The sequence below is a fragment of the Methanosarcina acetivorans C2A genome, from assembly GCF_000007345.1.
Lineage (GTDB): Archaea > Halobacteriota > Methanosarcinia > Methanosarcinales > Methanosarcinaceae > Methanosarcina > Methanosarcina acetivorans.
Genome location: NC_003552.1, coordinates 897,779 through 921,199, shown reverse-complemented (window position 1 = coordinate 921,199; position 23,421 = coordinate 897,779). Strand labels below are relative to the sequence as shown.

Annotated in this window: 26 protein-coding genes and 1 pseudogene; 14 read left to right on the top strand and 13 right to left on the bottom strand. The window is 42.5% G+C overall.

The features are described from left to right. Window positions 1–212: 212 nt before the first annotated feature. From MA_RS04120 to MA_RS28375, 3 genes and pseudogenes are all read right to left on the bottom strand, one after another. Window positions 213–934: pseudogene (locus MA_RS04120) on the bottom strand (amino acid ABC transporter ATP-binding protein). Further along, window positions 918–1,559: an amino acid ABC transporter permease gene (locus tag MA_RS04115; protein WP_011020831.1), complete on the bottom strand. Its 642-nt coding sequence runs from the start codon at window positions 1,557–1,559 to the stop codon at window positions 918–920. The pseudogene MA_RS04120 and the gene MA_RS04115 overlap by 17 nt, the downstream one beginning before the upstream one ends. Before the next feature lie 550 nt (window positions 1,560–2,109). Next, on the bottom strand, window positions 2,110–2,544 hold the full coding sequence (locus tag MA_RS28375; protein WP_052279104.1) for a hypothetical protein: 435 nt from the start codon (window positions 2,542–2,544) through the stop codon (window positions 2,110–2,112). A 423-nt stretch (window positions 2,545–2,967) separates the two neighbouring features. On the opposite strand from MA_RS28375, the gene MA_RS04105 reads away from it, so the two are divergent. The 3 genes from MA_RS04105 (at window position 2,968) to MA_RS04095 (ending at window position 5,889) form a co-directional block, all read left to right on the top strand. Further along, window positions 2,968–3,552: an IMPACT family protein gene (locus MA_RS04105; RefSeq protein ID WP_048064965.1), complete on the top strand. Its 585-nt coding sequence runs from the start codon at window positions 2,968–2,970 to the stop codon at window positions 3,550–3,552. Window positions 3,553–3,817: 265 nt separating this feature from the next. After that, window positions 3,818–4,945, top strand: a complete 1,128-nt coding sequence (locus MA_RS04100) for a DUF5050 domain-containing protein (RefSeq protein ID WP_048064964.1) — start codon at window positions 3,818–3,820, stop codon at window positions 4,943–4,945. An 83-nt stretch (window positions 4,946–5,028) separates the two neighbouring features. Continuing rightward, complete coding sequence (locus tag MA_RS04095; protein ID WP_011020826.1) at window positions 5,029–5,889, top strand: GNAT family N-acetyltransferase; 861 nt, start codon at window positions 5,029–5,031, stop codon at window positions 5,887–5,889. A gap of 202 nt (window positions 5,890–6,091) precedes the next feature. Here MA_RS04095 and MA_RS04090 read toward each other — a convergent pair whose 3' ends face one another. Next, window positions 6,092–6,823, bottom strand: coding sequence for a cupin domain-containing protein (locus MA_RS04090; RefSeq protein WP_011020825.1), 732 nt, complete (start codon window positions 6,821–6,823; stop codon window positions 6,092–6,094). Between the two features lie 107 nt (window positions 6,824–6,930). On the opposite strand from MA_RS04090, the gene MA_RS04085 reads away from it, so the two are divergent. Further along, entirely contained in the window at window positions 6,931–7,905 is a 975-nt protein-coding gene (locus tag MA_RS04085) for a DMT family transporter (RefSeq protein WP_011020824.1), read from the top strand. On the opposite strand, the gene mtaA is transcribed toward MA_RS04085, so the two are convergent. Next, window positions 7,897–8,922 carry a methylcobamide:CoM methyltransferase MtaA gene (gene mtaA / locus MA_RS04080; protein WP_011020823.1) on the bottom strand — a complete coding sequence of 342 codons (1,026 nt, stop codon included), beginning with the start codon at window positions 8,920–8,922 and terminating at the stop codon, window positions 7,897–7,899. The two genes, MA_RS04085 and mtaA, sit on opposite strands and share 9 nt — an antisense overlap. Before the next feature lie 166 nt (window positions 8,923–9,088). On the opposite strand from mtaA, the gene MA_RS26525 reads away from it, so the two are divergent. Together MA_RS26525 and MA_RS04075 are read left to right on the top strand one after the other, a co-directional pair. Then, entirely contained in the window at window positions 9,089–9,235 is a 147-nt protein-coding gene (locus tag MA_RS26525) for a hypothetical protein (RefSeq protein WP_157860099.1), read from the top strand. Then, window positions 9,205–9,459 (top strand): hypothetical protein, encoded by a 255-nt coding sequence (locus tag MA_RS04075; protein WP_011020822.1) that lies wholly within the window; start codon window positions 9,205–9,207, stop codon window positions 9,457–9,459. Before MA_RS26525 ends, MA_RS04075 begins: the two co-directional genes overlap by 31 nt. 39 nt (window positions 9,460–9,498) lie before the next feature. Here MA_RS04075 and MA_RS04070 read toward each other — a convergent pair whose 3' ends face one another. From MA_RS04070 to MA_RS04060, 3 genes are all read right to left on the bottom strand, one after another. Next, window positions 9,499–11,193, bottom strand: coding sequence for a histidine kinase N-terminal 7TM domain-containing protein (locus tag MA_RS04070; protein WP_048064963.1), 1,695 nt, complete (start codon window positions 11,191–11,193; stop codon window positions 9,499–9,501). A 785-nt stretch (window positions 11,194–11,978) separates the two neighbouring features. Next, window positions 11,979–12,146 carry a hypothetical protein gene (locus tag MA_RS27855; RefSeq protein WP_162013068.1) on the bottom strand — a complete coding sequence of 56 codons (168 nt, stop codon included), beginning with the start codon at window positions 12,144–12,146 and terminating at the stop codon, window positions 11,979–11,981. A 239-nt stretch (window positions 12,147–12,385) separates the two neighbouring features. Next, complete coding sequence (locus MA_RS04060) at window positions 12,386–13,441, bottom strand: hypothetical protein (RefSeq protein ID WP_011020820.1); 1,056 nt, start codon at window positions 13,439–13,441, stop codon at window positions 12,386–12,388. A gap of 664 nt (window positions 13,442–14,105) precedes the next feature. Between MA_RS04060 and MA_RS04055 the strand changes: the two genes are divergently transcribed. From MA_RS04055 to MA_RS04030, 7 genes are all read left to right on the top strand, one after another. Then, entirely contained in the window at window positions 14,106–14,645 is a 540-nt protein-coding gene (locus MA_RS04055) for a GNAT family N-acetyltransferase (RefSeq protein WP_011020819.1), read from the top strand. 426 nt (window positions 14,646–15,071) lie between these two features. After that, on the top strand, window positions 15,072–15,332 hold the full coding sequence (locus tag MA_RS04050) for a hypothetical protein (protein ID WP_011020818.1): 261 nt from the start codon (window positions 15,072–15,074) through the stop codon (window positions 15,330–15,332). Window positions 15,333–15,643: 311 nt separating this feature from the next. Continuing rightward, window positions 15,644–16,573, top strand: coding sequence for an NADP-dependent oxidoreductase (locus MA_RS04045; protein ID WP_011020817.1), 930 nt, complete (start codon window positions 15,644–15,646; stop codon window positions 16,571–16,573). Window positions 16,574–17,073: 500 nt separating this feature from the next. Beyond that, window positions 17,074–17,466 (top strand): YkvA family protein, encoded by a 393-nt coding sequence (locus MA_RS04040; RefSeq protein ID WP_011020816.1) that lies wholly within the window; start codon window positions 17,074–17,076, stop codon window positions 17,464–17,466. Between the two features lie 400 nt (window positions 17,467–17,866). Beyond that, window positions 17,867–18,031, top strand: coding sequence for a hypothetical protein (locus MA_RS26515; RefSeq protein WP_157860098.1), 165 nt, complete (start codon window positions 17,867–17,869; stop codon window positions 18,029–18,031). Between the two features lie 47 nt (window positions 18,032–18,078). Then, window positions 18,079–18,348, top strand: coding sequence for a protease inhibitor I42 family protein (locus MA_RS29700; RefSeq protein ID WP_083755873.1), 270 nt, complete (start codon window positions 18,079–18,081; stop codon window positions 18,346–18,348). Window positions 18,349–18,688: 340 nt separating this feature from the next. After that, window positions 18,689–19,681: a medium chain dehydrogenase/reductase family protein gene (locus tag MA_RS04030; protein ID WP_048066138.1), complete on the top strand. Its 993-nt coding sequence runs from the start codon at window positions 18,689–18,691 to the stop codon at window positions 19,679–19,681. Between the two features lie 138 nt (window positions 19,682–19,819). Here MA_RS04030 and MA_RS04025 read toward each other — a convergent pair whose 3' ends face one another. After that, the gene (locus tag MA_RS04025) at window positions 19,820–20,521 is read right to left on the bottom strand and encodes an alpha/beta fold hydrolase (RefSeq protein ID WP_226990754.1); all 702 of its coding nucleotides are present in this window, start codon (window positions 20,519–20,521) and stop codon (window positions 19,820–19,822) included. An 18-nt stretch (window positions 20,522–20,539) separates the two neighbouring features. Continuing rightward, window positions 20,540–20,776, bottom strand: coding sequence for a hypothetical protein (locus tag MA_RS28370; RefSeq protein ID WP_226990753.1), 237 nt, complete (start codon window positions 20,774–20,776; stop codon window positions 20,540–20,542). Between the two features lie 281 nt (window positions 20,777–21,057). Here MA_RS28370 and MA_RS04020 point away from each other — a divergent pair, with 281 nt between their 5' ends. Beyond that, entirely contained in the window at window positions 21,058–21,822 is a 765-nt protein-coding gene (locus tag MA_RS04020; protein WP_011020814.1) for a class I SAM-dependent methyltransferase, read from the top strand. A 51-nt stretch (window positions 21,823–21,873) separates the two neighbouring features. Here MA_RS04020 and MA_RS04015 read toward each other — a convergent pair whose 3' ends face one another. The 3 genes from MA_RS04015 to MA_RS04005 form a co-directional block, all read right to left on the bottom strand. Further along, the gene (locus MA_RS04015; RefSeq protein ID WP_048064960.1) at window positions 21,874–22,380 is read right to left on the bottom strand and encodes a hypothetical protein; all 507 of its coding nucleotides are present in this window, start codon (window positions 22,378–22,380) and stop codon (window positions 21,874–21,876) included. A gap of 239 nt (window positions 22,381–22,619) precedes the next feature. Then, window positions 22,620–22,970, bottom strand: coding sequence for a HepT-like ribonuclease domain-containing protein (locus tag MA_RS04010; RefSeq protein WP_011020812.1), 351 nt, complete (start codon window positions 22,968–22,970; stop codon window positions 22,620–22,622). After that, window positions 22,967–23,263, bottom strand: coding sequence for a nucleotidyltransferase family protein (locus MA_RS04005; RefSeq protein WP_011020811.1), 297 nt, complete (start codon window positions 23,261–23,263; stop codon window positions 22,967–22,969). Before MA_RS04005 ends, MA_RS04010 begins: the two co-directional genes overlap by 4 nt. Between the last annotated feature and the right edge of the window lie 158 nt (window positions 23,264–23,421).

Here is a 23,421-nt window from a genome sequence, read left to right as displayed (position 1 = left end):
TTTCCAGTATATTATCTCCGTTTGTCTCTCTTAATTGCGTTGCTGGTTTTTAATTTGTAATTTACTGAGCTGGCAGCCTGGTTCAGGGCCCGCGCAGTGCAGGAAGAGAAAAAAAAGAGAGATTTCCTCTCCGGGTCCCGGAGCAAATTCCCCGATTAATCAGGGACCACTCAAGAAATTACTGAGATACAAAATCTGATTACAAAATCTTGTTACAGAACCTTGCTCAAAAACGACTTTGTCCTCTCGTTCCGGGCATTAAAGAAGATATCCTGGGGTGTGCCTTTTTCGACTATGATGCCCCCGTCCATAAAGAGGACGCGATCCCCGACTTCCCTGGCAAAGTCCATTTCGTGGGTCACGACGACCATTGTCATGCCTTCTTTTGCCAGGTCTTTCATGACGTTTAAGACTTCTCCGACCATTTCGGGGTCAAGTGCGGAGGTGGGTTCGTCAAAGAGCATTATTTGGGATGCATGGCAAGGGCGCGAGCGATTGCAACTCTCTGCTGCTGGCCTCCGGAAAGGGAACTAGGGTATACATCGGCTTTGTCTTCGAGTCCTACTTTTTTCAGGAGGTAGTAGGCGCGGTCATAAGCTTCTTTTTCGGGAAGGCCGCGGACCTTTATCGGGGCAATCGCTACGTTTTTAAGAGCTGTCATGTGAGGAAAGAGGTTGAAGCGCTGGAAAACCATTCCGACTTCCTCGCGGATCTTGTTTATATTCACATTGGGGTCGGTGACCTTTACCCCATCGATCCAGATTTCTCCCGAGGTGGGAGTTTCAAGAAGGTTCAGGCAGCGGAGGAAGGTACTTTTTCCGGAACCGGAAGGACCTATCACGCATACAACTTCGCTTTCTTCAACTTTTTCGGAAATTCCTTTAAGGACTTTCAGGTTTCCGAAACTTTTGTGGAGGTTATTCACTTCTATCACTTACACCAAGCCTCCTTTCAATGTAACCGAGTATATGCGAGATGCCCATGGTCAGTGCCAGATATACAAAGGCAACCGAGATGTACGTAGGGAAAGCTGCAAAGGTCTTTGAGACATAAAGCATCCCGTTCTTTGCTAGTTCGTGCACGCTGATGATTGCAAGCAGGGAAGAGTCTTTCAAAAGAGCGATAAACTCATTGCCGAGAGGAGGAATGATCAGCCTTACAGCCTGTGGCATGACAACTTCCTTCATGGCCTGCCCTTCGGTCATACCCAGGGAGCGAGCGGCTTCCATCTGGCCTCTGTCAACGGATTTGATACCTGCACGTATAATCTCCGCATTATAAGCCCCGCTGTTAATGCTGCATACGGCACCCGCTAGAATAGGATCCACCCTGAACGGATCTCCTGTGATCCCGATAATAAGGCCAGGGATGCTGTAGTAAAAAAGCAAAATTTGAACAAAAAGAGGAGTACCCCTGATAAAATCAATATACATAATACTGGGAATTCTGAAAATACTGGGAATTCTGAAAACAGACCTTTTAGAGAGCTTTCCGAAAGCCTCAATTGTTCCCAGAATTAATCCGAAGAATATGGCAAAGGTAGTGACCTCTACGGTGATTACTGCTCGCTGTTACAGAAACACCCTGTAAAAAAATAGGAGCTCTTTTGTGCATCTCACGGGACAGGGATTCTCAACAAATTTGCAGACATGTGCTTCCATTTATTTATAGAGTTCACTGAAGGTTCATCTATGAACCCAATTTAGAGTAGAAAATTCAGGTAGAATTCTGGAAAAGGGAGAAAGTTTTAGCATTTCCGAAAAGCAGATAAAAAAAATTATAGTTCTCGCCAGAGCTAGAATAAGAAAAAATGCTGATGTTAAGGTGACCCTGTCCAGAACCCTATTTGTAAAAATTTTATCAGGAAGCCCGAGATATTTAGAAGATTTCAGTGAGTTCAATATTTACAATACAGTCCCGGTATTTGCATAATTAGACTGTACTTCCAGAATTGAGGTAGAAAAACAGAAAAAAAGCTCTAAGAAGGGGATTTTTAAAAAAGATCATATTGCAATTTTACACAGATATAAACTATTATACCGATATTTTAAAAATAGAGAAGTGTAGCCTTAAAAGGCTACGTGAATAGTTATGAATTCACTATTCAGTTTACACTTCTTCTTCAGTAACTTCTTCAGTAACTTCTTCAGTAGCTTCTTCGTCAGTAACTTCTTCGTCAGCTACTTCTTCTTCAGTAGCTTCTTCGTCAGTAACTTCTTCGTCAGCTACTTCTTCGTCAGCTACTTCTTCGTCAGCTACTTCTTCGTCAGCCACTTCTTCGTCGGCTACTTCTTCGTCAGCCACTTCTTCGTCGGCTACTTCTTCGTCAGCCACTTCTTCGTCGGCTACTTCGCCTTCAGGGGCAACTTCAGCTACAGCTTCCTCTTCAGCTGGGGAAGCTTCTTCAGCTACGGGGGCTTCTTCGTGTACCGCTTCTTCTGCTCCTTCTTCTGTTGTTTCCTCACCGCTCTCAGCACAGCCGGCTGCGAAGACAACAGTAGCAATTACAAGGAGCATTGCTATTATCTTTAACATTTTTTTCATTAGTTTTACCTCTAAAAGTTCTCTTCCTTTTTTACACCCATCTCATACAAATTCGTGAAACCTTTATATGAGATATTTATGCATGAACCGCCAATTAGATTAAAACTTTTCGATTTGACAAAAAAAAAAGAGAACGAAGGACTCAGAATATCCCCGATAAATACTCCAGACAGATTTTTTTAGGAGAGGTCAGAGGGTTATGAATATATGATATGAATACTGAAGAAAACTCCAGACTATAAAAAATCCAACATGAGAAAATAGATGCATGGGTAGGAAAGCCGCAAGCAATAAGGCAGCAGAAAATTAATTAAAGATATCATAGAGTTCTTCCGGCGCGCAGCTGTAAAACTTAAAAGCCTCAAGTGCAAAACTAATTGAAAAAGAAGTCCTGAGGATAAAACCCTGAACAACTATAAAACCATGAGAAGCTCCGGCAGAGCCCGGAGAGAATTCAAAAACTCCATATTTATCGGATATGCCAGGCACGTAGAAAATGAAAACGAAGCAAAGGCTTTCATAAAAGAGATAAAAGAGTTGCATGCAGATGCAAACCATAATGTTTCAGCTTATATTGTAAAAGAAGGGAGTTCTTTTGCCCTTAGATACGATGACAACGGAGAGCCTGCCGGCAGCTCTGGAAAACCGGTTTTTAAGGTCCTCGAATCAAAAGGGCTCTATAATGCAGCTGTGGTTGTAACCCGGTACTTTGGGGGAATAAAGCTGGGCTTTGGGGGGCTGTCCAGAGCGTACAGGGAAACCGCAATTTCAGCCATTGAAGAAGCAGGAACTGTCGAGGTATTTGAAGAAGTAAGGCTCAGGATGCGATTCGGATATCCGGAGATTCAGAAGCTTAAAAACCTCATAGAAAAATACGGAAGAGTAGAGGAAGAAAAATATTCCGATGCGGTTGAATTTATTTTCCTTGTAAAAAAGAGTTTTGAAGAGCAATTTCTTGAAAAACTGGCAAAACTGACAAGAAATGAAGTTGAACTGGAGAGGCTTTAACTTCAGGAAGTGGGGCCAGGGCTTGCATTGAACTTCAAGGAAGTATCCCATCAAATAAAGAAAACACTAAATGCAAGAAACCGCTAAAAAGTATGGAGATATACATCTTTTAGAGATCAACCAGTATTGGAAATATTCTATGCTGGGAATACTTTAGCTTAAAATAAAATCGGAAGTTTTGACCGAAATTCAATCCGAAGTTGAAAGTATTTGTACTCAAAAAAACCCGCACTGAAACTCCAGAGGGAATATTGGAAGTGTAAGATTGAGGCACAGCAGATTTTCAATTATAGTTATTTCAGTTGTTTTATTCATTGTACTGAGCGCATGTGCAGGTTCAGCTGCCAGCGAAGCTTTGAAAGGGACTGAGCAGGAGATTAACTCGGCTATTAGTCACCAGACCAGCCCTGTGATCTCAGGGGACTACATTGTCTGGCAGGACGAGAGGAATGGAAACTGGGACATTTACCTGTACGACATGTCCGTAGGAATGACCGAAACTGCCCTGTTCACGGGCTCGGAAGACGAAATCGAACCGGCAATCTCAGGCAGCAGCATTGTGTTTTCTGATGACAATAGAGGCAACTATGACATTTATCTGTACGATCTCGACTCCGAGGTCAAAACCCAGGTTACCGAGGACAGGACAGACCAGAAAGAGCCGGCAATTTCAGGGAACTATATTGTCTGGACGGACCGCAGGAACCAGAATACTGACATTTACATGTATGACATCAGCTCCAAAAAGGAAACGCAGATAACAACAGATAAGGCAGACCAGAGCCAGCCTGCAATCTCCGGCAATATCGTCGTCTGGAAAGACACACGCAGCGGGAATGACGATATTTACATGTACGATATCAGTACAGGCAAAGAAAGCCCGGTGGTTACGGACCCTGCGAGCCAGACAAACCCCGTAATCGAAGGAAACTATATTGTCTGGGAGGACAGACGTGCCGGAAACCTTGATATCTACATGTATGACCTTTCAAGCGGAAAAACGACCCCTGTTTGCGTTGATTCAGCTCCCCAGAAAACCCCTGCGATCTCGGACGGAAGAATAGTCTGGGCTGACGGACGGATTAAGGGAACAACCATCTTCATATATGATATAGCCACTGGACAGGAAAAAACCGTTTCCACTTCATCGGAATATGAAAGCAACCCTGCGATCGACGGCAACCGGATCGTCTGGCAGGACAAACGTAAAGGTACCATGGACATCTACATGTTCACAGAAGAGGGTTATGAAACGGGCGCAGCTGCCGGAGAAGAAATGGGAGACGATGCCGGAGCAAAAGAATCACCCCTCGGGATCTTTCCGGTGTCAGTTGCGGTTATAGCTGCTTACTTTATAGTAAGCTCAGGGAAGAACAGAAGAAGAAAACTTTAATTCCTTGCAAGCTACGATATCAGGAAAAAGAAGCCGCATCAAGACACTTAAAAAATAAATAGGAAATGAGTGTATAAACTGTCATGGAAAAAAATTCGGAACATATAAAAGAACTTATAATCCGAAAAATGAGCCGGGAAGAAGTCGAATTTGCAGTTGAGATGGCTGCTGCCGAAGGCTGGAACCCCGGCATCCATGACGGAGAACTTTTTTACGAAGCTGATAACGACGGCTTTTTTATTGCAGAACTTGAAGGCAAGCCCGCAGGCTGTGCCTCTGCTGTTGCTTATGACGATTCTTTCGGGTTTTTAGGGCTCTATGTGGTCAAACCCGAATTCCGGAAAAAATACATAGGAAGGAAACTGACCGAAAAATGCCTGGAATACCTGGAAGACAGGAACATCGGACTTGACGGCGTTGTAGAAAACGAAAAGAAGTACCAGAAAATGATGAAATTCAGCTCCTCTTACAGCAACCTGCGTTTTGAAGGGAAGGGCGGAGGAGAAATTCCGGGTGGGATTGTGAAAATTTCCGAAGTTCCCTTTGGAAAACTGCTTTCCTACGACAGGAGGATGTTTCCAGCCCCAAGGTCCGGCTTTCTGAAGAAATGGATAAATCAACCCGATTCCTACGCCTTTGCAGCTCTTGAAGAAGGAGCTATGAAAGGGTACGGGGTGATAAGGAAGTGTCGGGTAGGTTATAAGGTAGGCCCTCTTTTTGCGGACGAACAGGACACCGCCGAGAAAATATTCAGGGCTCTTAAAGCTTCGGTTCCTGGGGAAACCGTTTATCTTGACGTCCCCGAACCCAACGAAAAAGCAATGGAAATAGCAAATAAATATCACATGAATGTGATGTTCAAAACTATCCGCATGTACAGCCTAAAAGAACCCGATATAGAGCTTGATAAGGTTTATGGGGTTACGAGTTTCGAACTCGGGTAAACAAAAAATAAAGTTTCGAACTCGGATAAACAAAAAATAGAGTTTCGGATCCGGATAAACAAAAAATCAAAGTTTCGAATCTGATAAGCTTCGAATATGATAAACAAAAAATAAAAAAGGTCGGGAAGAAAAACAGCGTAGAGCAAGAATTATCGTAGAGCAAGGATTACCGTAGAGCAAAGGTTGTAGTTCAGGATATCGGTTATAGCTCAATATCCCTGATGTGGTGTTCATACTTTTCTTCCCAGGCCGGAGCCGTTATACAGACCTGTTTCAGGCTGCCCCGGAACCAGAACCTTTTCCCGGCAGGCACCACGACCACGTCCCCTGCCCTAACTTCAAACTCCCTGTCCTCAACTACCCATGTGCCGGACCCTTCAAGAATGTAATACAGGAAATCACTTATTTCATGAACAAACTCTTCTGCATGCCCTTTTTCGGTTTCCTGGTAAAGGACAGCTGCATTCCGGCTGTCTTCTTTGGTGGTATGGATTCTCATCCGGACCCCGTGTTTCTCGATTACTACCGTATTTTCAGGTCTGAAAACTATCTGTTGAGTTCCCTGTAGGAGTTCTCCCGAGTCAACAGGAGATCCCGGAAGAGAGCGTTTCTCTTCCGAAGGATTGAACAGGAGCAGATTCTTTTCAAACCCACCCTTTTCCAGTTTTTTCTGCAGCCTGAGCGCTTCAAGGTTCTCTTTTGAAGAGCCCCGGAGTTCGGCAATTCGAGAGATAAGTTCAAGCAGGTCGGCAAGCTCCTCAAGCTCTTTACTCTCAAGATACTCGGCCAGTTCTTCTTCAAGCTTTCTTTCCAGCTCAGGAAGAAATTCAGAGTCTGAAAGTTCTTTTACGGCACATTCCCTGCCTGAATTCCGGATAATTTCCGGGATTCTGTCCCTGATCGCTTTGGGTCTGTTTTCTGCGGGAGATTTCATTTGAATTCGCCATCCTTACTCGATTTACCAGAAGTTAATCTTTTGTTAATTTATCTCAACGATGCAGATCCAATAAATATATAAATTCTATACGTATATGATGCAGAATGTTTCTGGAGAGCAAAAAGGCGCATCTGGCAGTAATTACAGGCTGCGTCTTCTACAGCATGAACGGGCTTTTTATTTCCAATATCCATGATATGGCTATTTCTCCAGTAATCTTTTACAGGTTATTCTTCGGACTTCTGTTTCTTTTTATATATATTGTTGCAAGAGGGAAAATTTCGGACCTCAGGTTAAAGAAAAAGAAAAAAAACCTGCTCCTGCAGGGAACACTCGTGGTTGCCTGTATGCTCCTCTATTTTACCTGCCTGAAGATTACCTGCGTCTCCATTGCAATTCTACTCCAGTATACGGCCCCGATCTATGTAATGCTGGCATCTCCTTTTCTCCTGAATGAAAAAATCGGGAAGGAAAGTATAGCTGCCCTCTTCATCGCAATCACAGGAGTCTTTCTGATAATCAGGCCCGAAGGCGGGCTTTCCGGCATTGAACTTACCGGTACCTACATGCTTGGCATGGTATCGGGGCTGCTTTCGGGGGTGGTCTTTGCGGCTCTGATCCTGAATGTAAAGGTTTTGAAAACAGAATACCCTGAACTTGCAATTGTCTTCTGGCCGATGGGAATAGCCCTTTTGTTGCTGAGCCCCTTTGCATTTGAGGTTTCCCCGCCGGTCCTTTACAGCAACCTGAAAATACTTGCTGCTTTCGGGATAGTCTCCATAGGTTTCGGAGAGATTTTTACAGTTCTCGGGCTTGCCAATATCAAAGCCCAGACAGGAAGCATCCTTTCCCTTATCGAACCTGTAAGCGGAGTCTTTTTTGATATAGCAGTTCTTGGAATCGCTCTATCTTCAGAAACGCTTGCAGGCTGCGCCTTGATTATTGGTTCGGCGCTGATAATAAGTCTTAAAGATGCGGAAAAACTTCCTGAAAAAATAAGTGAAGGAACGCCTCCAGGCTTTTTAAAAGACCTCCCTCCGCAGGTTCCTTCCGGCGTTCCTCCGGAAGATTCACAATGAATAGAACTCATCCCTTGCCCTGAAAAGCGCTTTTATATTTTCAAGCGGCGTATGGGGAGCAAGCCCGCAACCCGGGGCAAGGATATCGATCCCGTCTTCAAGGCATGCCCTGGCTTCGATTATAACCTCTTCGGGCCCTTTTGCCAGCAGGGTGTCGGAAGGAGAGACGTTGCCTATCAGACATACCCGGCTCCCCACAATTCCTTTTGCAAAACTGACCCCCACTTTCTCTTCAATGCTTATGCCCTCAAACCCTGCATCTGCCAGAGGATCAAGGACAAACGTTGCATCCCCACACATATGGAGGATTTTCAAACCCGGAACCTCCCTGCAGAACTTCCTGTAGAGGGGTAAAACCGAGGTCTCAAACATCTGAGGGGCAATAATATCAGGGCCGGCTTCGGAGTCTATAAGGGTTACGGCATCTGCCCCGCGCTCCAGCAAGCCTTTTGCGTATTCGATACAGGCTTCGGTCAGAACTCCCATCAGTTCCTCAACAAGCTCGGGATTTGTCACGAACCACATAAGGTAATTTTTCATGCCCGCAAGCATGGAAGCAAGTCCGGCAGGCCCCACAAGTCCTGCGACAACAGGCACATCTTCTCCTACACGTTCTTTCAGGATTCCAACCGCGTCCAGGACTACCGAGGTCCGCCTGCTTTCAAGGAGCGAGCCCGGGATCGTAATATCCTTTACATCTTTCTTTTTCTTGCATGGAAAGTCCGTAACATAAGGTTGTATATCTATACTGCCTTCAGCTACCGTACAGCCCAGGGTTTCGGCAAGCACTGTGGTGCAGAAAGGACAGCGAACGTTTTCAAAACCTGCAAGCTTGTACCCTGCCAGGGCAAGGTCCGCCATTTTGAGAGCATCGTAGTTAGCCTGAGGCCAGTAAGCGCCTGTCATTTCCATGAGTTCCACAGTGCCTGTTTGGGTTACGGAACAGACAGGAATCAGATCCGTGGGTCCACCTTTTAGCGCCTTTTCAAATCTTTTATTCAGGGTAAATTCACTCATAGTTTCACCAGACATAATGAAGAGGTATTACGAACGTTGAGAGTCAGCTGTCAACTCAAAGAAGTATTATTGAAAAACTTGTTATTATAATATAATAAAAACAAATATAAAAAATATAAATTAAGAAACTTCACACAAGTATGTAGAAACTGCGGGTGAGAAAAAAATGGGAAAACAATATGAGCTTAAAAAAGAGAAACGGTGGGTAGTAATTGCCTTTTCCATAGGTGCCGCCGTCGGAAGCCTTTATGGAGCTTTTATTCTTGGGCTCTGGGCAGTACTATGGAAGGGACAGCTACAGGCATTGCAGTAGGGATTGTAGCCGGGGTAAGTCTGGGAGCATTCCTCGACAGCAAGGAAAAACCCGAAAAATTTAACAAACGGGAAAGTAAACTGCTGATCATGGTTGTGATTGCAACTTTGATACTGGTACTGTCAACTGCATTTATGGCCTATTCGGGTATGCTTAATTTCTTGAAGTCTCCTTTCTGCATATTTTTGGATGTACTGAAAATATGTGGTGAAGACTTTTTTTAAGATTATTTTTCAGTCCGAAAAATTCCCGTTTTAGCCCGGTTATTTAGGCGGGACTCTACGCCAGTTCCCGGGAGGGACTTTGATTTCAAATCTTGCACCTTCCCCTTCGATTCCAGTCTCAGTAATTTCCATGCCTGTAATGGAAAGAATGCCTCGGACGAGGAAAAGCCCAAGTCCTGTATTTCTACCCACGGATTTCTCAAAAATAAGTTCTTTCATGACAGGAGAAACCCCTATACCGTTATCCTTTACTTCGATCACAACACTCTCCCCGACTATATGAGAGCTTACATCAATCTCGCTGACGTGATCCCCATGGGCTCTTGCATTGTCAAACAGGTTGTAAAAAGCTTTTTTGAGCAGAGGGTCGGCATATACTTCAAGCCCGTTATCCTCTATGGAAAACTTCAGCCCCTGCCCGGAAAAGGCAAAAGCAGCTTCTTTTGCAAGGCTGCTTATAGACTGCCATGTAGGAGAAACAACTCCAAGTTCCTGATAGTCCTTTGTAAAAATGATCTGGTTGTGGACTGTTTCGATGCCTTTGTTAAGATTTCTGAGGTATTTTGAGATCCTGAGGTCTCCTTTTACTTCGGGAGGAAGCGTTTCCGAGATCAGCTCGGTGTATCCTGAAAGTACATTCACCTGATTAAGAATATCGTGTCTGGTAATATTGCTCATGAGGTTTATCTTCTTGTTTGCCTGTTTCAAAGCTTCCTGGTAACGGTAGATCTCCGTGATATCGTGGATCATTACCAGCTTGCCGTCTTCATCATCCCTTGTCTGAAGGGGACTGACACTGACGGAGAAGAACTTAGTTTCCAGACCGATCTGGAGGGAAATTTCCCTGCCTAAACTTCCCTCGGAAGAGTTACCCAAAACCTCCACTCCTTCTTTGAAAAGCCCATTCATGTTTGTCCCCAGAACCTCTTTTCTTTCTTTTCCGGCAAGTTCAAGGGCTGCTTTATTGATATCCATTATAGAGTTTGAAAGATCCACAACAATATATCCGTCGTTCATTGACTCTATCACACTCTGCCTGGCAACCGGGATAATGTTAAGGAACTCATGTTCGATTGTTCCCCAGAAGAGGATTAAGCCGGTTATTGCAAAGGAAAAGGGAGTCGGATCAAAGAATTCAAAGGGCCCTACATCTCCTACGTGCAGTATATTTCCAATCACCGGGATACAGGCTGCCGAAAGGGCAATGGCTGCCTGGGTCCCGTAAGGGGTGGTAAGGCGGACAAACTGCCGGAAAAAGAAAAAAACTCCTGCAAGGATCAGAACAAAGGAGTAGACATAAAAGATCCAGAAAAAAGCCCCATGCTTGAATATAAGGAGAGGAAAGCCTCCTGAGAAGTCAAGATAGTAACCTTCGAAGTACAGCCCATGAAGGCTGTTTGTAAGCATCAACAGAACTGCAATTACGGGAAAAATAAAAAGCGGTTTTTCATACTTTCGTGCAAATTGTCTGCACACCCCGGTGTATTCAGCTGCAAATAAAAACCAGGTTACGGGAACAAAGGCAATCCCGAGGTACTGGAAACGAGCAAATAGATACTTATACTCAAGATCAACGAATCCGATTTCAAAGGCATAATTCACTGACCAGAGAGCCATACAGAGCATACTCAATACAAAATATTTTGAAAAAGGCAAACTGCGAGAATTAAAGACTTTATATGCCCTGACTGCAAGTGAGGTAGATATAAGCCCTGAAAAGATTAATACCCCCATATAGGGCAACGCAGTGGTGTGGATTTGCAGGCTGATAAGACTACCTTCCTTTTTTCAATTATTGATAGAGAATCGGGAGAGTCAGGAAATAAAAATAAAAAAAACATCAGACGTCTTAATAGTACACAAATACTATCTATATAAATTTATGGATCAGAGATCAGGAGGAAATGTTACCGGGCACCTCCCGCGATATATATTTATCCGGAATGTTTAGAGGCATATGCAGGCCCTTTACTATTGGCAGGTTAACCAGCATTGAAAATCCATAAGTTTTCCAGAGTTCTCTTACTTTTATTACCTGAGAATATTCCTTTTAACCGGGGCTCGCATCTTTAAATTTTGTGCTAGATAGCCCTACACATTATAATCTTTCTTCTTATTAAGCATACATTATAACTTTTATTCTTATTATATTATGTGCTGTTTAGAAGATACTCTGCATAAGTTTGGTTCCAAATGCAAATTCGAAAAAACGCACATGATATTCTTCAAATAACAAGCCCATATAATGAAAGTAAATGAAATGACTTTCATGTCAAAGAAGAAAAATGGAAATAAACCATTTTAACATGTGATCTGACATGCAGGCTCCTTTTCTGTGTATATAACACATGTAGGGGGCCAGGTTTGAAAATATTAACTTCAGGGTATCCTTCCGGTATCAATTTAAGAAAAATGAATGTTCAGGATAAACTTTTCATTGCCCGAAAAACGGATACAATCCCGTAGAGAAAAAAATCCAAGGAACTTGACCTCACTTATTAGCTTCTATAAGCAACCTTTTAATCCGGCACTGCAAAGGTTAAAAATTCTCTCAGGGCTGATTTTTCGTTAAAATTTTCGAACATTAAGGAGGGAAATAACCTTTCAGGATTGATCTTCATGCTCCCGCAGCATCCGGAGCCAGAGAAAATTAATCCTTCTGCACAGCAAAGACCTGAATCTTTCACGGGCTCGGTGATTCCAACTGGAAAAACTGCCATTCGGCCCTGAGAGCACTTTTACCCCATGGTTTAAAAAAGGTGGACATATATAAAATTTTTCATAAAAATCTAAATGTAAAATAATGAAGGATAAAGTGCACGAAAAAACTACAGTGAGAAGAAAAACCCGGATTAAAAAGAAAAACGGAAAAACAAAGGGCTCTGAATGAAACCTCAAATAAGAGGCAATCCAGAGCCTTTCCTGTTTAAAGGAAGCTGAGAATTCCGGGGAATTCAGTGTCAAAGGCGTACTTTTTGAAGTTTGAGGTATCGGAGATCCTCTGCTTTATGTAATAAAGTACACTCAAAAGGCTGTCACTGCTTTCAAATTCCATATCTCCTGCATACGGGTGGATATTATCTTCAAGAGCATTCAGAAGTTTCGGGTCAATGCCGTTTCCAAAGTAGGCATCCATAACCAGAAGGTTTGAGATCTGCTCATAGAAGCCCGTAAGCTCATCAAGCCAACCCACAGCATAGCTCGCGTTCTTCTGCCGGTTGAGGAACATCAGATAACCGGAGATGCTGGTAATCAGGTCCTCGGTCAGCCTGTCTTCCGGGAATACGATCGGGAAGCGTTTCATTGCTGCGGGGGTTGCAGAGCCTGAGTACAGCATTTCAGACTCACAGACCGAGGGGAAAAGTCTGGCAATCTGGCTGTTAAGGACTGCAGTTACATAAGGGTATTTTTCCGGTTCTTTAAGGACAACCCCACAGCCGTTCTTAAATACATGGTTTCCAGATGTGTCATAGGCTGCCTGCAAGTGGTATCCTTCGGTAGCAATGATCTTCGGAGTGCCAAGGTGCTCAAGAAGTTTCCTGCCTCTTACACTATAGTATTCTGCAGAGTCAAGTGGAGAGTCGTCGTGAGCGAACTGATTTTTGAATTCCAGGACCCTTCCGTATGCCATAGGGAACCTGATTTTCAGCTCTTCTGGAGGGATTACTCTGCACTCTTTCCTGCTGTCCCTGTCCGAAAACTCATAAGGAAGCATAAAGCGGTAAGGGGAGGAGTTAAATGCAAATTTTTCGGAAAATATGCCTGAGACATAGGGATAAACAAGTTCAGGCTCTAAAAATACTGGTTTACAGAGACCCTCACAAAGATAAAGCGAGTCAGAATCACTTCCTTCGGGAACGGTAAGCCTGTGCAGCAAACCGTTTTTGGTGCTGATGCCTCCGAAGATGCTTTCAGAGATGTCTCCAAGGGTGGTCGGAAGTTCACAGATTTTTTCTACAATTCTGTTTTTATTCAGGAACATCTATTTTTCACTTCTGTAAAAATATATTGAGAAAATTATTTTTCTCCTGTTTTTATTTTCAGGGCTGGATCTTCCCTGAGTCATTAAGAAATAATTTTTTCAGCCCTCTTGGATTCTGATGCCCCATTAACATCATCAAAATCCGGTCTGAAATGCAGGTCCTGGATTGGAAATTACCTGCAAGGAATAGTAGAATAGCATAAGTATATAAATATATTCGCACTGAAAAATAATTATAAATATAAATCATGATAAATATCCAGAACAAACACGGTTCGGCGCTCAAAAACGATACGCTACGACCTTTGGATTTTGGGAGAAAAATCTCAGACACAGCTCCAGGTATAATAAAATATAGAGATGTGAATAAATAAATCCCCTTCTACCGCAAAGTTTAAGGCACAGATTCTAAAAAATTCCGCGCCCCATCTGAGAAATCCAACACTTCTTTTTCACTGATTTAGTAGTCCTTTTTCACTGATTTAGTAGTCCTTTTTCACTGAGTCAGTATTCCTTTCACTGGTCCAGTATTCCTTTCTTGCTCAATAACCCATCTTTCAAACCTTGATTCTATATTCAAATGTTTGTCACTAATTAGATTTTTTGAGGGAGGGGCGAGAACTAACAAAAAAAATTTAAATACAAATTCCCAGACTACTAATATATGCAAGGAAGCAAAAATTCCGAGAAGTATTTGATCAGAGAGGCCACAGCCGAAGACATCTCCGGAATGCTTGAGGTCTTTAACTATTATGTGGAAAATAGTTTTGCAGCCTATCTCGAAACTTCTGTTGGACCTGAGTTTTTTCAAGCTGTCCAGAGTGAAAAAGAAGAGGATGAAAATGAGTACTTTCCTTTTTACGTTATTGAAGAAAGGGGCAAAATAATAGGAATAGGGACCCTCAGACCATATTTCCCGTTCCCGAATTTCCGGCACACAGGAGTGGTTTCTTATTTCATCCTGCCCGGCCACACAAGAAAAGGGCTCGGGTCAAGGATGCTGGACAAACTCTGCACGGAAGCCCGCGAGAAAAAAATGAGAAGCCTCCTTGCAAACGTGTCCTCAAAGAATGAGGCCAGCCTGAACTTTCATCTGAAACACGGTTTTATTGAATGTGGGAAGTTCCGGGAAGTCGGGACCAAGTTTGGGTACTATTTTGATATTGTTTGGCTGCAAAAGTTCCTTGAGGAAAATCAAAAATAAAAAAGAGGAGGTTGAAGGAACATTAAATAGAACCTGTAAAAGGAAAGAAATCAATGTATCCTCTACCCGGATAGTAAACCGTATCACAAATACCATTACCATCTTAAAATTTTAAGACTTAACTCTTATCCGGATTACGAAGATGAATCTTCGCTGCGCTTATTTGTATAAAAGGCTACGTTTTAAGCTCGGACACCCATATTTTAAATTTTATTGGAATTTAAGCAAAATAGGGTGGATATACAAAATTAATTCAAATTTAAAGAAGTTGTTTTGGGAATAAACATGGTTCCTACCGTCTTGATTTATAATGTTCCAATTTTACTAAAAATTTAAGCAAGTATGGAATTATTTAACATTTTTTAGGAAAAACAGGGAAAGTTAAAATACAATAATTAGAATATAAATAGATGGTGGGGAGTTAATTTGAAGGGAAAGAGAGCTTTGCTGCTATTCGTATTCGTTTTATTTCTTGTGTTTCCGGCTGCAAACACAGTTTGGATAAAGTATATGGGAAGTTCCGACCCCGAAGCAGGGGATTTGCCAGCGGACCTGACAGAAGGGGAGATAAACCTCAATAACGGTGGGAAGTACAGGGACGGCATAGTCGATAATTTTGATTATTTCAGAAATCCGGGATACCCGATAGGATACATGCATGCTGCTGAAAATACAGGAAGCGCATAAGTTCGCTATTCGAGTCGTCCGCATTCAAGTAGCCCGTTATTCAGGTATTGCGTTATCAGAGCATATACTGAATGCAGCATGAACCTGAGGAAATTATTAAAAAGTAGAATAAAGCAATCGTAACGAGGGAACAATTTCTCAGTTAAGGGGTAAGTTCTCAGGTTATGTAAAAAGCTGGACGTCAGAACCGTTAGCTCCGGCTCAGGTACTCACAGGTACTCAGATGCTCACAGGTTAATGCATGAAGGGGATTCCTGTGACAGGAGAAGGGGATAGGTAGCGGTTAAAGGGATCTTTTTGGAGGTGGAAATATGAAAGCAATAAGGATTCATGAGTTTGGCGGAAAGGAGGTTATGAAGTACGAGGACATTCCGCAGCCTCAGCCTGGTACGGGAGAGATCAGGATCAGGATCATTGCAGCCGGGGTCAACCCCATGGACTGGAAGATACGCAGCGGCATGATAGGGGAAATGCCTTTGCCAATGACTATGGGAATCGATGTTGCAGGTGTTGTAGATGCTCAGGGCCCGGGAGAAGTCTCTTTCCAGCCCGGAGAAGAGGTCTTTGCCAAAGTCTCGATAGGGCAGGGAAGCTATGCCGAATACACGGTTGTCAATTCTGCACAGGTGGCAAGAAAACCCAAAAGTATCGGGTTCGTTGAAAGTGCGGCAATTCCGACCGCAGGACTTGCTGCCTGGCAGTCCCTCTTTGATATTGCAGGGCTCGAAAAAGGACAGTCGGTCCTCATCCACGGAGCCGCAGGCGGAGTTGGAAGCTTTGCCGTACAGTTTGCCAGATGGAAAGGAGCTTACGTAATCGGCACGGCTTCCGAGAAGAATAAGCAGTTCTTGAAAAGTATAGGGACTGACGAATTTATCGATTATAAAAAACAGCGGTTTGAGGATGCGGCTGGCAAGGTGGACGTGGTACTGGATACTATTGGGGGAGATACCTTCGATAGGTCCTGGGGAGTGTTGAAGCCCGGTGGGTTCCTTGTAAGTACTGTGGCGAGAATTCCGGAAGGGGTTCCCGAAAAATACGGAGTACATGCACAAACCCTCATGACCCGGGCTGACGGAGAAGAACTCGCTCAAATCGCAGCCATAATAGACGAACAGCCGGTCAAGCCAGTTGTAACGACAATACTCCCTCTTTCCGAAGCCCAAAAGGCGCATGAGATGAGTGAAACCCACCATACGCGCGGAAAGATCGTTTTGAGGGTGGCAGAAGACCCGCAGTGAAAACGGGATAAAAGATAAAAAATTAGAAATCCTTTTCAAGGATTTTTAAAATTTTTCAATTAATTATCTGTTAAAGTTCATCCCTTCCCTGAGTTCGGATGAGATTTCGGAAATTTCATCGTTTACTGGCATAGTGACATCTGTAAAGAATATTTCAGTGAAACTTATCTGTTACACCCGATTAAAATGGATTTGAGTTTATATAAAATTGAAGAATGGAAAAGAAATTTTGAGAGAAACTTAATATCCTATTACCATTATTTTTATATATACTCGATTATTTTAGTGCACATGTATTTTTAGACAGAAATCGAGAGGGGGGACTTAATAAAAATTGTTTTCATAAGGATCAACAAGTCAGGATTTCTAAGAGCCAAAGTTTGATTTATTTTCCTGGAAAGACCATTAATTGCCTTAGTTGATACAAAGAAGAGAAAAGGCATCCAATTTGAGAGTTTAAGAGACCCGATATACAATCCAGCGTAAATTGGAGGATTATCATGGCTAAAATCTATAATAGCAGCAGGAAAAAAGTTGGATCAAATCTTGACCAATTTAATGAAAATCCGGATCAAGCTTCCGATACCAGCACGGCTTTTCCTGAAGAACTAAGAGATACTCATCACCGCCGAGCAGATCCCAGGAAAATCTGGTATTATCTGGAATTATTGTTTTCAATGTTAGCAGCTGCCTTCAACGGGAAATACCCGATTCCAAAGAAAACGGCATTGGTGATTACATTCGCTCTTCTGTACCTGGTAAGTCCGATTGACATCTCTCCGGATTTCCTTCCTTTAATCGGATTTGCGGATGATGTGGCTGTGCTTGCTTTTGCATTTAGCCTTATTAAAGACGACTTAGAAAAATATAGAGCCTGGAAAACGAGTTACTGATATGATTTTAACGAAACAAAAAGAAACCGAATTTTTAATCAACTTTTTTATTTAAGGACCTTTGGAAATAGCCCTGTAAATAAATTGATTTGAGACCTGTATCACCTACTTTTTTTGGCATGAAAGTACTTGATTTGAAAGTACTTTTATTAATTTGTGCCTGTTACTTGAAGAATTCCATATGCGTTTTATGCTTATTTATCAAAGGAAATTTTTATTCTGTTTGTTTTATGTATATGTCAACTGTGTGGATATTTAATCTTCCGCACATTTGATAAAAACTGTGACCCCCTGAAAATAAATCTGAGCTTTAAAGATCCTGTTAGACATATGTAAAAATCAAAATAATCACGAATAAAACAATTTCAAAAATAAGTTATTGTAGGTAACAGGTGATATTATGTCAAGAGCTGTACCCGGAGTGACAGTTGTAGTAATATATTTGATTCTGGCAACAATTCCAACAGCTGCATATGCCAAACCCTCTACAGCAAGTCAGCATATGATAACTGAGATGACAATGGAAAAACGACCTGTATTAAAGAAGGACAAACTTTCATCCTGAAGCTAAACGAAAACCCAAGCACGAGTTATTCCTGAGAACCAGTCGGCCTGAACGATGGGCTTAACCTGCTCCGGGATAAATATCATCCGTGGGAATCTGAAGGTGGAGATACCATTTTTGGGGCTGGGGGATTTCATTTATGGAAAATTGAAGCCACAAGTACAGGTTCCCATTCTATGGAAACAACATATAAAAGACCCTGGGAAGAAAGTGGAGTACGGACATTCACACATAATATTGAAGTGATCCGAGTCGTATACCTATTTTATACTTTTTTATTTCTCACATCCTGTAAACTTGATTTTGTTCAGGATTAGCTGAAAAACAACTTACTGTATTTCATATTTTCAGATTGAGATCATGAAAGACCTTCAGAGTCCCTCAGAGTCTAGACAGGCCTGTATCACCTCTCTTATACGTTCCATAGCCTGTTCCACAGTTTTACCCTGTGTATAGCAACCCCGATATGTCAGGAACCTTTGCAACGTATACACCAACTTCGTCCTGCTTATATCAGTACCGTGTAATTCAAGCTCCTGCCTTCCATCTTGCCAGAACAACATTTAATCTGTGAATACTTAAAACTGCTACAACCAGAATAAAAGACAAATTTTGCTGAGGACCGCAAATATCCGGGTAGGAAATGGAGAGAAAACCATGAAGTATAAAAGCGTCATCGTAACCAGAAGAGGCGGCACTGAGGTTCTCAAGATAATCGAGAATGATCTGCACGCCCCTTCTTCGGGGGAGGTTCGGATTAAAATCCTTGCCACACCCGTGTGTCAGGACGACATCGCGGCCAGAGTTGGAAACAGGCCTTTTTTGCCCAGGATACCGTTTGTGCCAGGGTATAGTATCCTTGGCATTGCGGATGCAATAGGAGAAGGAGTCACAAATGTAGCCGTAGGTGACCGCGTTGCAGCTTTGACGCGTTTAGGGGGCCATGCCGAGTATATTTTATTGCCAGAAGAAAAACTTGTTCACGTTCCTGAAACCCTGGACCCGGCGGAAGCTGTAATACTTATCCTGAACTATACGGTTGCTTACCAGGTGCTGCACCGATATGCACGGGTAAAGCCCGATGATAAGGTACTCATTATCGGCGCCAGCGGTGGTGTAGGGACTGCTTTTTTGCAACTCGGCAAGCTAGCCAACCTCAAAATGTATGGATTGGCATCTTCCGGCAAACACGGCACACTCACCGAGCTGGGTGCGATACCCATTGACTACCACACGCAAGACTTCGTAGAGGTAATCAGGCAGATGGAACCCGATGGTGTTGATTTTGTATTTAATGGGATGAGAGAGGAGTACATCGCGCGCGGGTTGGCAGTGTTACGGAGAGGCGGCGCAATGGTGCAATACGGTGGACCGCAGAGTTTTTCGCGCTTTTTGCTTCTTCTCGCCAAGTTTGCTCTGTTCAACTTGCTGCCCAATGGAAAGGCGATTAAGGGATATGGAACTCATAGAGTTGATATAAACCTCCCCAAGGAAGACTGGCTGGTGCTCTTCAAACTGCTTGAGAAAGGAAAAATAAAGCCCGTCATTGCAGAGAGGTTTCCGATCCTGGAAGCTCCCAAAGCCAATAAGTTGCTGGAAAGCGGAAAGGTAACCGGCAATATTGTCCTGCTGGCACCGGAACTATTGTAAGATCATACACCATAAATTCCGCCAGCCAACCGTCAGCCCTCGAACCAGCAAGCGCCACACCCATTGAATAGCAGAAAAGTAGAAAATAATAGTAGAAAATAATACATCTATGAAGGTAATACATCTATGAAGGATTTACTAAACCGCACTTAAGAATTCATTTAATTCTCTTCTAACTTTTTCCATTTGAGGCAGCATCCCGTGACCGCCAGTGTCAAACAAAATAAGTTTAGATTGTTTGATGTTCTTATGCGCATATTCAGCATGCTCATAGCTAACCAATGAATCATCTTTAGCATGTATTATCAGCGCAGGCGCAGTTAACCTATCAGTTGTTATGTGATAATTCTCGAGCATCTCACCATCGTTTTTTGTACCTCCGTACCTTGGGCTCATCGGATGCATTATATCCAGCATTTCTTGAGCCAGAACTTTCTGTTCAGGAGTGAAATGCCTGTATATTTGGGGAGGAATTCCCATGAGGCTCAGAATTTGTGATTGAAAAAATCTGGAAATGAGCCAGTATATGTAATCAGATTGCTGGACGCGATGAATAATATTAACGTAAAACGGTTCCCGATCACCGGGAATGTGAGCCCTGCTTACTGCAGATAACAGCAGCAATACCGAGCAACGCTCAGGATAATCATTAGCAAACTGTGTGGCTGACGGCCCCCCCGCCGAAGCGCCAAAAACGATAACATTTTTTATGTTCAGGTAATCCAGCAGAGCCTTATATTGGGCTGCCTGTAACTTAATGGAGGCACCTTCCGGGATTGGCGAGCGAAGAAAACCGAAACGAGAAACCGAGATGAATTTATAACCATTTCCAAGACCCACCCTGCCAAACCAGAGGCCCTAGTCATAACCACCGCCTGCACCATGCAGCAACAAAACAGGCTGTCCCTCTCCTTTTACTGCAAATTCGATGTCTCCGTAATCAGTTTTATAGATTTTGCTGCCAGTTGACAAGCAACCATAAGCCCCATGCATTTCACAATGGTAACGGGGGAAAGTGATTGCGATAAACACAGTACCTATGCCACTTAAAATCCCAATGATAAACAGTACAATCCTTAGGATTTTAGTTTTCATTTGATTAACTCCCCGGCTGCAAACGCAAAAGCTTTGACGTTTTCTGCTATTATACAAGAGTGCGTTTTAATATTCCTTTATTATTCGACGGACGTTTTATAATCCATAATTATTTCCTATTCATTATAAAATAAACCACCAGAATCAGGTGTTCTTTTAGTTAGTTTTTGATGCTAGCAAACAATCGAGTTGCCAGGGATTATAAAACTTTAAGACATGTTTTAAGAACATCAAAAATGGACTATTGTATCAATTGAAAGCACTAAAAGAGGAATCAAGATATGGCTATTCAGGATAAACAGATGAAACTGGATATTGCTCATGTCTGGGACATCTCATCCGCAACCTACGACAACAAAGAAGGGCATGGAATCCAGAGCGAAATAGAAAAGGAAGCATGGAAAACCCTGTTTCGAAGTCTGCTTCCCTCAGGCAGGCTGGAAGTGCTCGATGCAGGCTGCGGGACAGGGGAAATCGGACTCTTATTTACAGAAATGGGGCATCATGTTACCGGGCTTGATCTTTCGGAGCAAATGCTTGCAAAAGCAAGAGAAAAAACATCCCGGAAAAAGTATGACATTAATTTCAGAGCAGGAGATGCCGAAAATCCTCCTTTTGAAGCGGAAACTTTTGATGTTGTTGTAACCCGTCACTTACTGTGGACTCTTCCGCACCCTGATACTGCAGTCAGGAACTGGGAGAAAGTACTCAGGAAAGGAGGAGTGCTTATCGTTATAGACGGGCTCTATAATGGCGGTTCGATTGAAAGAAAAACAAGGCAATTTATCAGTGACTTCTTAACTTTTCTTGTCGAGAGAAGGTATCCAGGAAGAAAACAGTATCCTGACGAAATCAAAACCGAACTCCCAAACCCCTATGGAGTTCCACCGAAAAAAACGATCGAATACTTCAGGAAGACAGGGTTTAAAAACATTAAGGATCTGGACCTGAAAGAAATCTCTAAAATTCAGAAGGAAAAAATGTCCTTCCGAAAAAGAATAGTCTTCAAACCTCAATCCCATTTAATTTATGGGGAAAAAGTCTAATCATTCCGTCCTGAAACAGATTTCCGGGATTTGATAATCAGAAAATACATTTCATGTTATTCCTGCCAGCTCAGACGCGTTCTTGAGATGATCCGTACCGGAATTACGAGATATACTGGCATTCAGAAAATATTCAGCTCCTCCAGTACCGTTTTTCGCTTCATTTGCTCCCTGCAGCAAAAACTGACCTGCAGAGTTATAGTCCTGAAGAGCCATCCTCCATTCATTCTGTGCATCCTGAAGTTTGGGAGATACGGTATATTGATCATTTTCCTGAATAGCGTTATGAGTATCATTTACTGTTTGCTGTGCATACATCGCGAGAGCGGTATAATCAGAATTGTTTGTAGCATTGGATATATCGTCCAAATCTGCTTTAAGTATCTTCAAATTATTCTGGACATTAATTCCCCATGCAATATCCTGGTGGGCTGACTGTAAGGTATTTAGCGGTGAATCCGCTTGAGATGCATTTTCATCGTTTTGTGCTCCACCAAAAACCCAGCCAATAAGTGCAAATATCAAAATAAACAGGACGAAGTAGATGTATTTTTCCATATACACTCCCCTAAAAGCTCATTAAGGACTATCTAAATTAAGAGGATATGTATTATAAGTATTACCTATACTCTTTTTATTCTAAAGAATGTATGAAAAAATCATTTTGAGAAAACTTATATATGGAGACATCTAAATCAAAAATGAGCCAGTAGTTAACACTTTTATATTATATTTCTAACACAGCCCCTTCAAAGCCTTCGATTGGAAATTCTGCAATTGCGCCGCTGAATCCGTGGTTATTTTTCAGTCTTAAGTGCATCGAATATAGCCAGAATATCATTTTTCAAAGCCGGAATATCGACTTTCACAGTATACCAAACATCTTTCAGATTAACCCCGAAATAATGGTGAATTAACCGATCCCTCATACCCGCAATGTCCTTCCAGGAAACCTGAGGATTCTTCTCCCGAAAATCTCTTGATAAGTGTTTGGTAGCTTCACCTATGATCTCAATCTGCCTTATCGTTCCGTCTTGAACCAGATTGCTGGATAGAAAATCTTCTCTTTCCAGACCCTCAGTATATTCTTCAATCCTTTCGATTGAATTAAGGATATGGTTGAGGTAAACCGTATCATTCTTTTTCATGTAGAGATCACTTTTGCTTCCCTTTTGATCCCATCAATAAGATACGGACTTATCGATTCTTCGGTAAGCAAATCGACCTTTAACCTGAGCAACTCCGAGAGTTCCCTCTCAATCCGGACAAGGGTTAGCAGACCTTTTGTTTCAGAAAACTCTACAAGAATGTCAATATCGCTTTCCGGCTTTTCCTCTCCTCTTGCATAAGAGCCAAAAACAGCTACTTTTGTTGCTCCTTCCTTTTGGAGGAACAAAGAGATTTTTTCGAACAACTCTTTGTGCCGGTCAGCATTTTCCATGTCAGTATATTTTGTTTGTGATCATTTAAAGATATGCTGGAGCGAAATAACGGCAAAAGAGGGAGAAAACTGGAAACAAAAATAGAAGACAAAAATCAGCAAAAAGACGTAAAAAGACCTGGAAATATCACTTTTTTATTATATTCCCACCCCAGCCT

Excerpts from the sequence above, each read along its gene's own strand:
- MA_RS28375 (WP_052279104.1), bottom strand. The coding sequence starts at position 2,544 with ATGAAAAAAATGTTAAAGATAATAGCAATGCTCCTTGTAATTGCTACT.
- MA_RS04105 (WP_048064965.1), top strand. The coding sequence starts at position 2,968 with ATGAGAAGCTCCGGCAGAGCCCGGAGAGAATTCAAAAACTCCATATTT.
- MA_RS04095 (WP_011020826.1), top strand. The coding sequence starts at position 5,029 with ATGGAAAAAAATTCGGAACATATAAAAGAACTTATAATCCGAAAAATG.
- MA_RS04090 (WP_011020825.1), bottom strand. The coding sequence starts at position 6,823 with ATGAAATCTCCCGCAGAAAACAGACCCAAAGCGATCAGGGACAGAATC.
- MA_RS04085 (WP_011020824.1), top strand. The coding sequence starts at position 6,931 with ATGTTTCTGGAGAGCAAAAAGGCGCATCTGGCAGTAATTACAGGCTGC.
- mtaA (WP_011020823.1), bottom strand. The coding sequence starts at position 8,922 with ATGAGTGAATTTACCCTGAATAAAAGATTTGAAAAGGCGCTAAAAGGT.
- MA_RS26525 (WP_157860099.1), top strand. The coding sequence starts at position 9,089 with ATGGGAAAACAATATGAGCTTAAAAAAGAGAAACGGTGGGTAGTAATT.
- MA_RS04075 (WP_011020822.1), top strand. The coding sequence starts at position 9,205 with ATGGAAGGGACAGCTACAGGCATTGCAGTAGGGATTGTAGCCGGGGTA.
- MA_RS04070 (WP_048064963.1), bottom strand. The coding sequence starts at position 11,193 with ATGGGGGTATTAATCTTTTCAGGGCTTATATCTACCTCACTTGCAGTC.
- MA_RS04060 (WP_011020820.1), bottom strand. The coding sequence starts at position 13,441 with ATGTTCCTGAATAAAAACAGAATTGTAGAAAAAATCTGTGAACTTCCG.
- MA_RS04055 (WP_011020819.1), top strand. The coding sequence starts at position 14,106 with ATGCAAGGAAGCAAAAATTCCGAGAAGTATTTGATCAGAGAGGCCACA.
- MA_RS04045 (WP_011020817.1), top strand. The coding sequence starts at position 15,644 with ATGAAAGCAATAAGGATTCATGAGTTTGGCGGAAAGGAGGTTATGAAG.
- MA_RS04040 (WP_011020816.1), top strand. The coding sequence starts at position 17,074 with ATGGCTAAAATCTATAATAGCAGCAGGAAAAAAGTTGGATCAAATCTT.
- MA_RS26515 (WP_157860098.1), top strand. The coding sequence starts at position 17,867 with ATGTCAAGAGCTGTACCCGGAGTGACAGTTGTAGTAATATATTTGATT.
- MA_RS04030 (WP_048066138.1), top strand. The coding sequence starts at position 18,689 with ATGAAGTATAAAAGCGTCATCGTAACCAGAAGAGGCGGCACTGAGGTT.
- MA_RS28370 (WP_226990753.1), bottom strand. The coding sequence starts at position 20,776 with ATGAAAACTAAAATCCTAAGGATTGTACTGTTTATCATTGGGATTTTA.
- MA_RS04020 (WP_011020814.1), top strand. The coding sequence starts at position 21,058 with ATGGCTATTCAGGATAAACAGATGAAACTGGATATTGCTCATGTCTGG.
- MA_RS04015 (WP_048064960.1), bottom strand. The coding sequence starts at position 22,380 with ATGGAAAAATACATCTACTTCGTCCTGTTTATTTTGATATTTGCACTT.
- MA_RS04010 (WP_011020812.1), bottom strand. The coding sequence starts at position 22,970 with ATGAAAAAGAATGATACGGTTTACCTCAACCATATCCTTAATTCAATC.
- MA_RS04005 (WP_011020811.1), bottom strand. The coding sequence starts at position 23,263 with ATGGAAAATGCTGACCGGCACAAAGAGTTGTTCGAAAAAATCTCTTTG.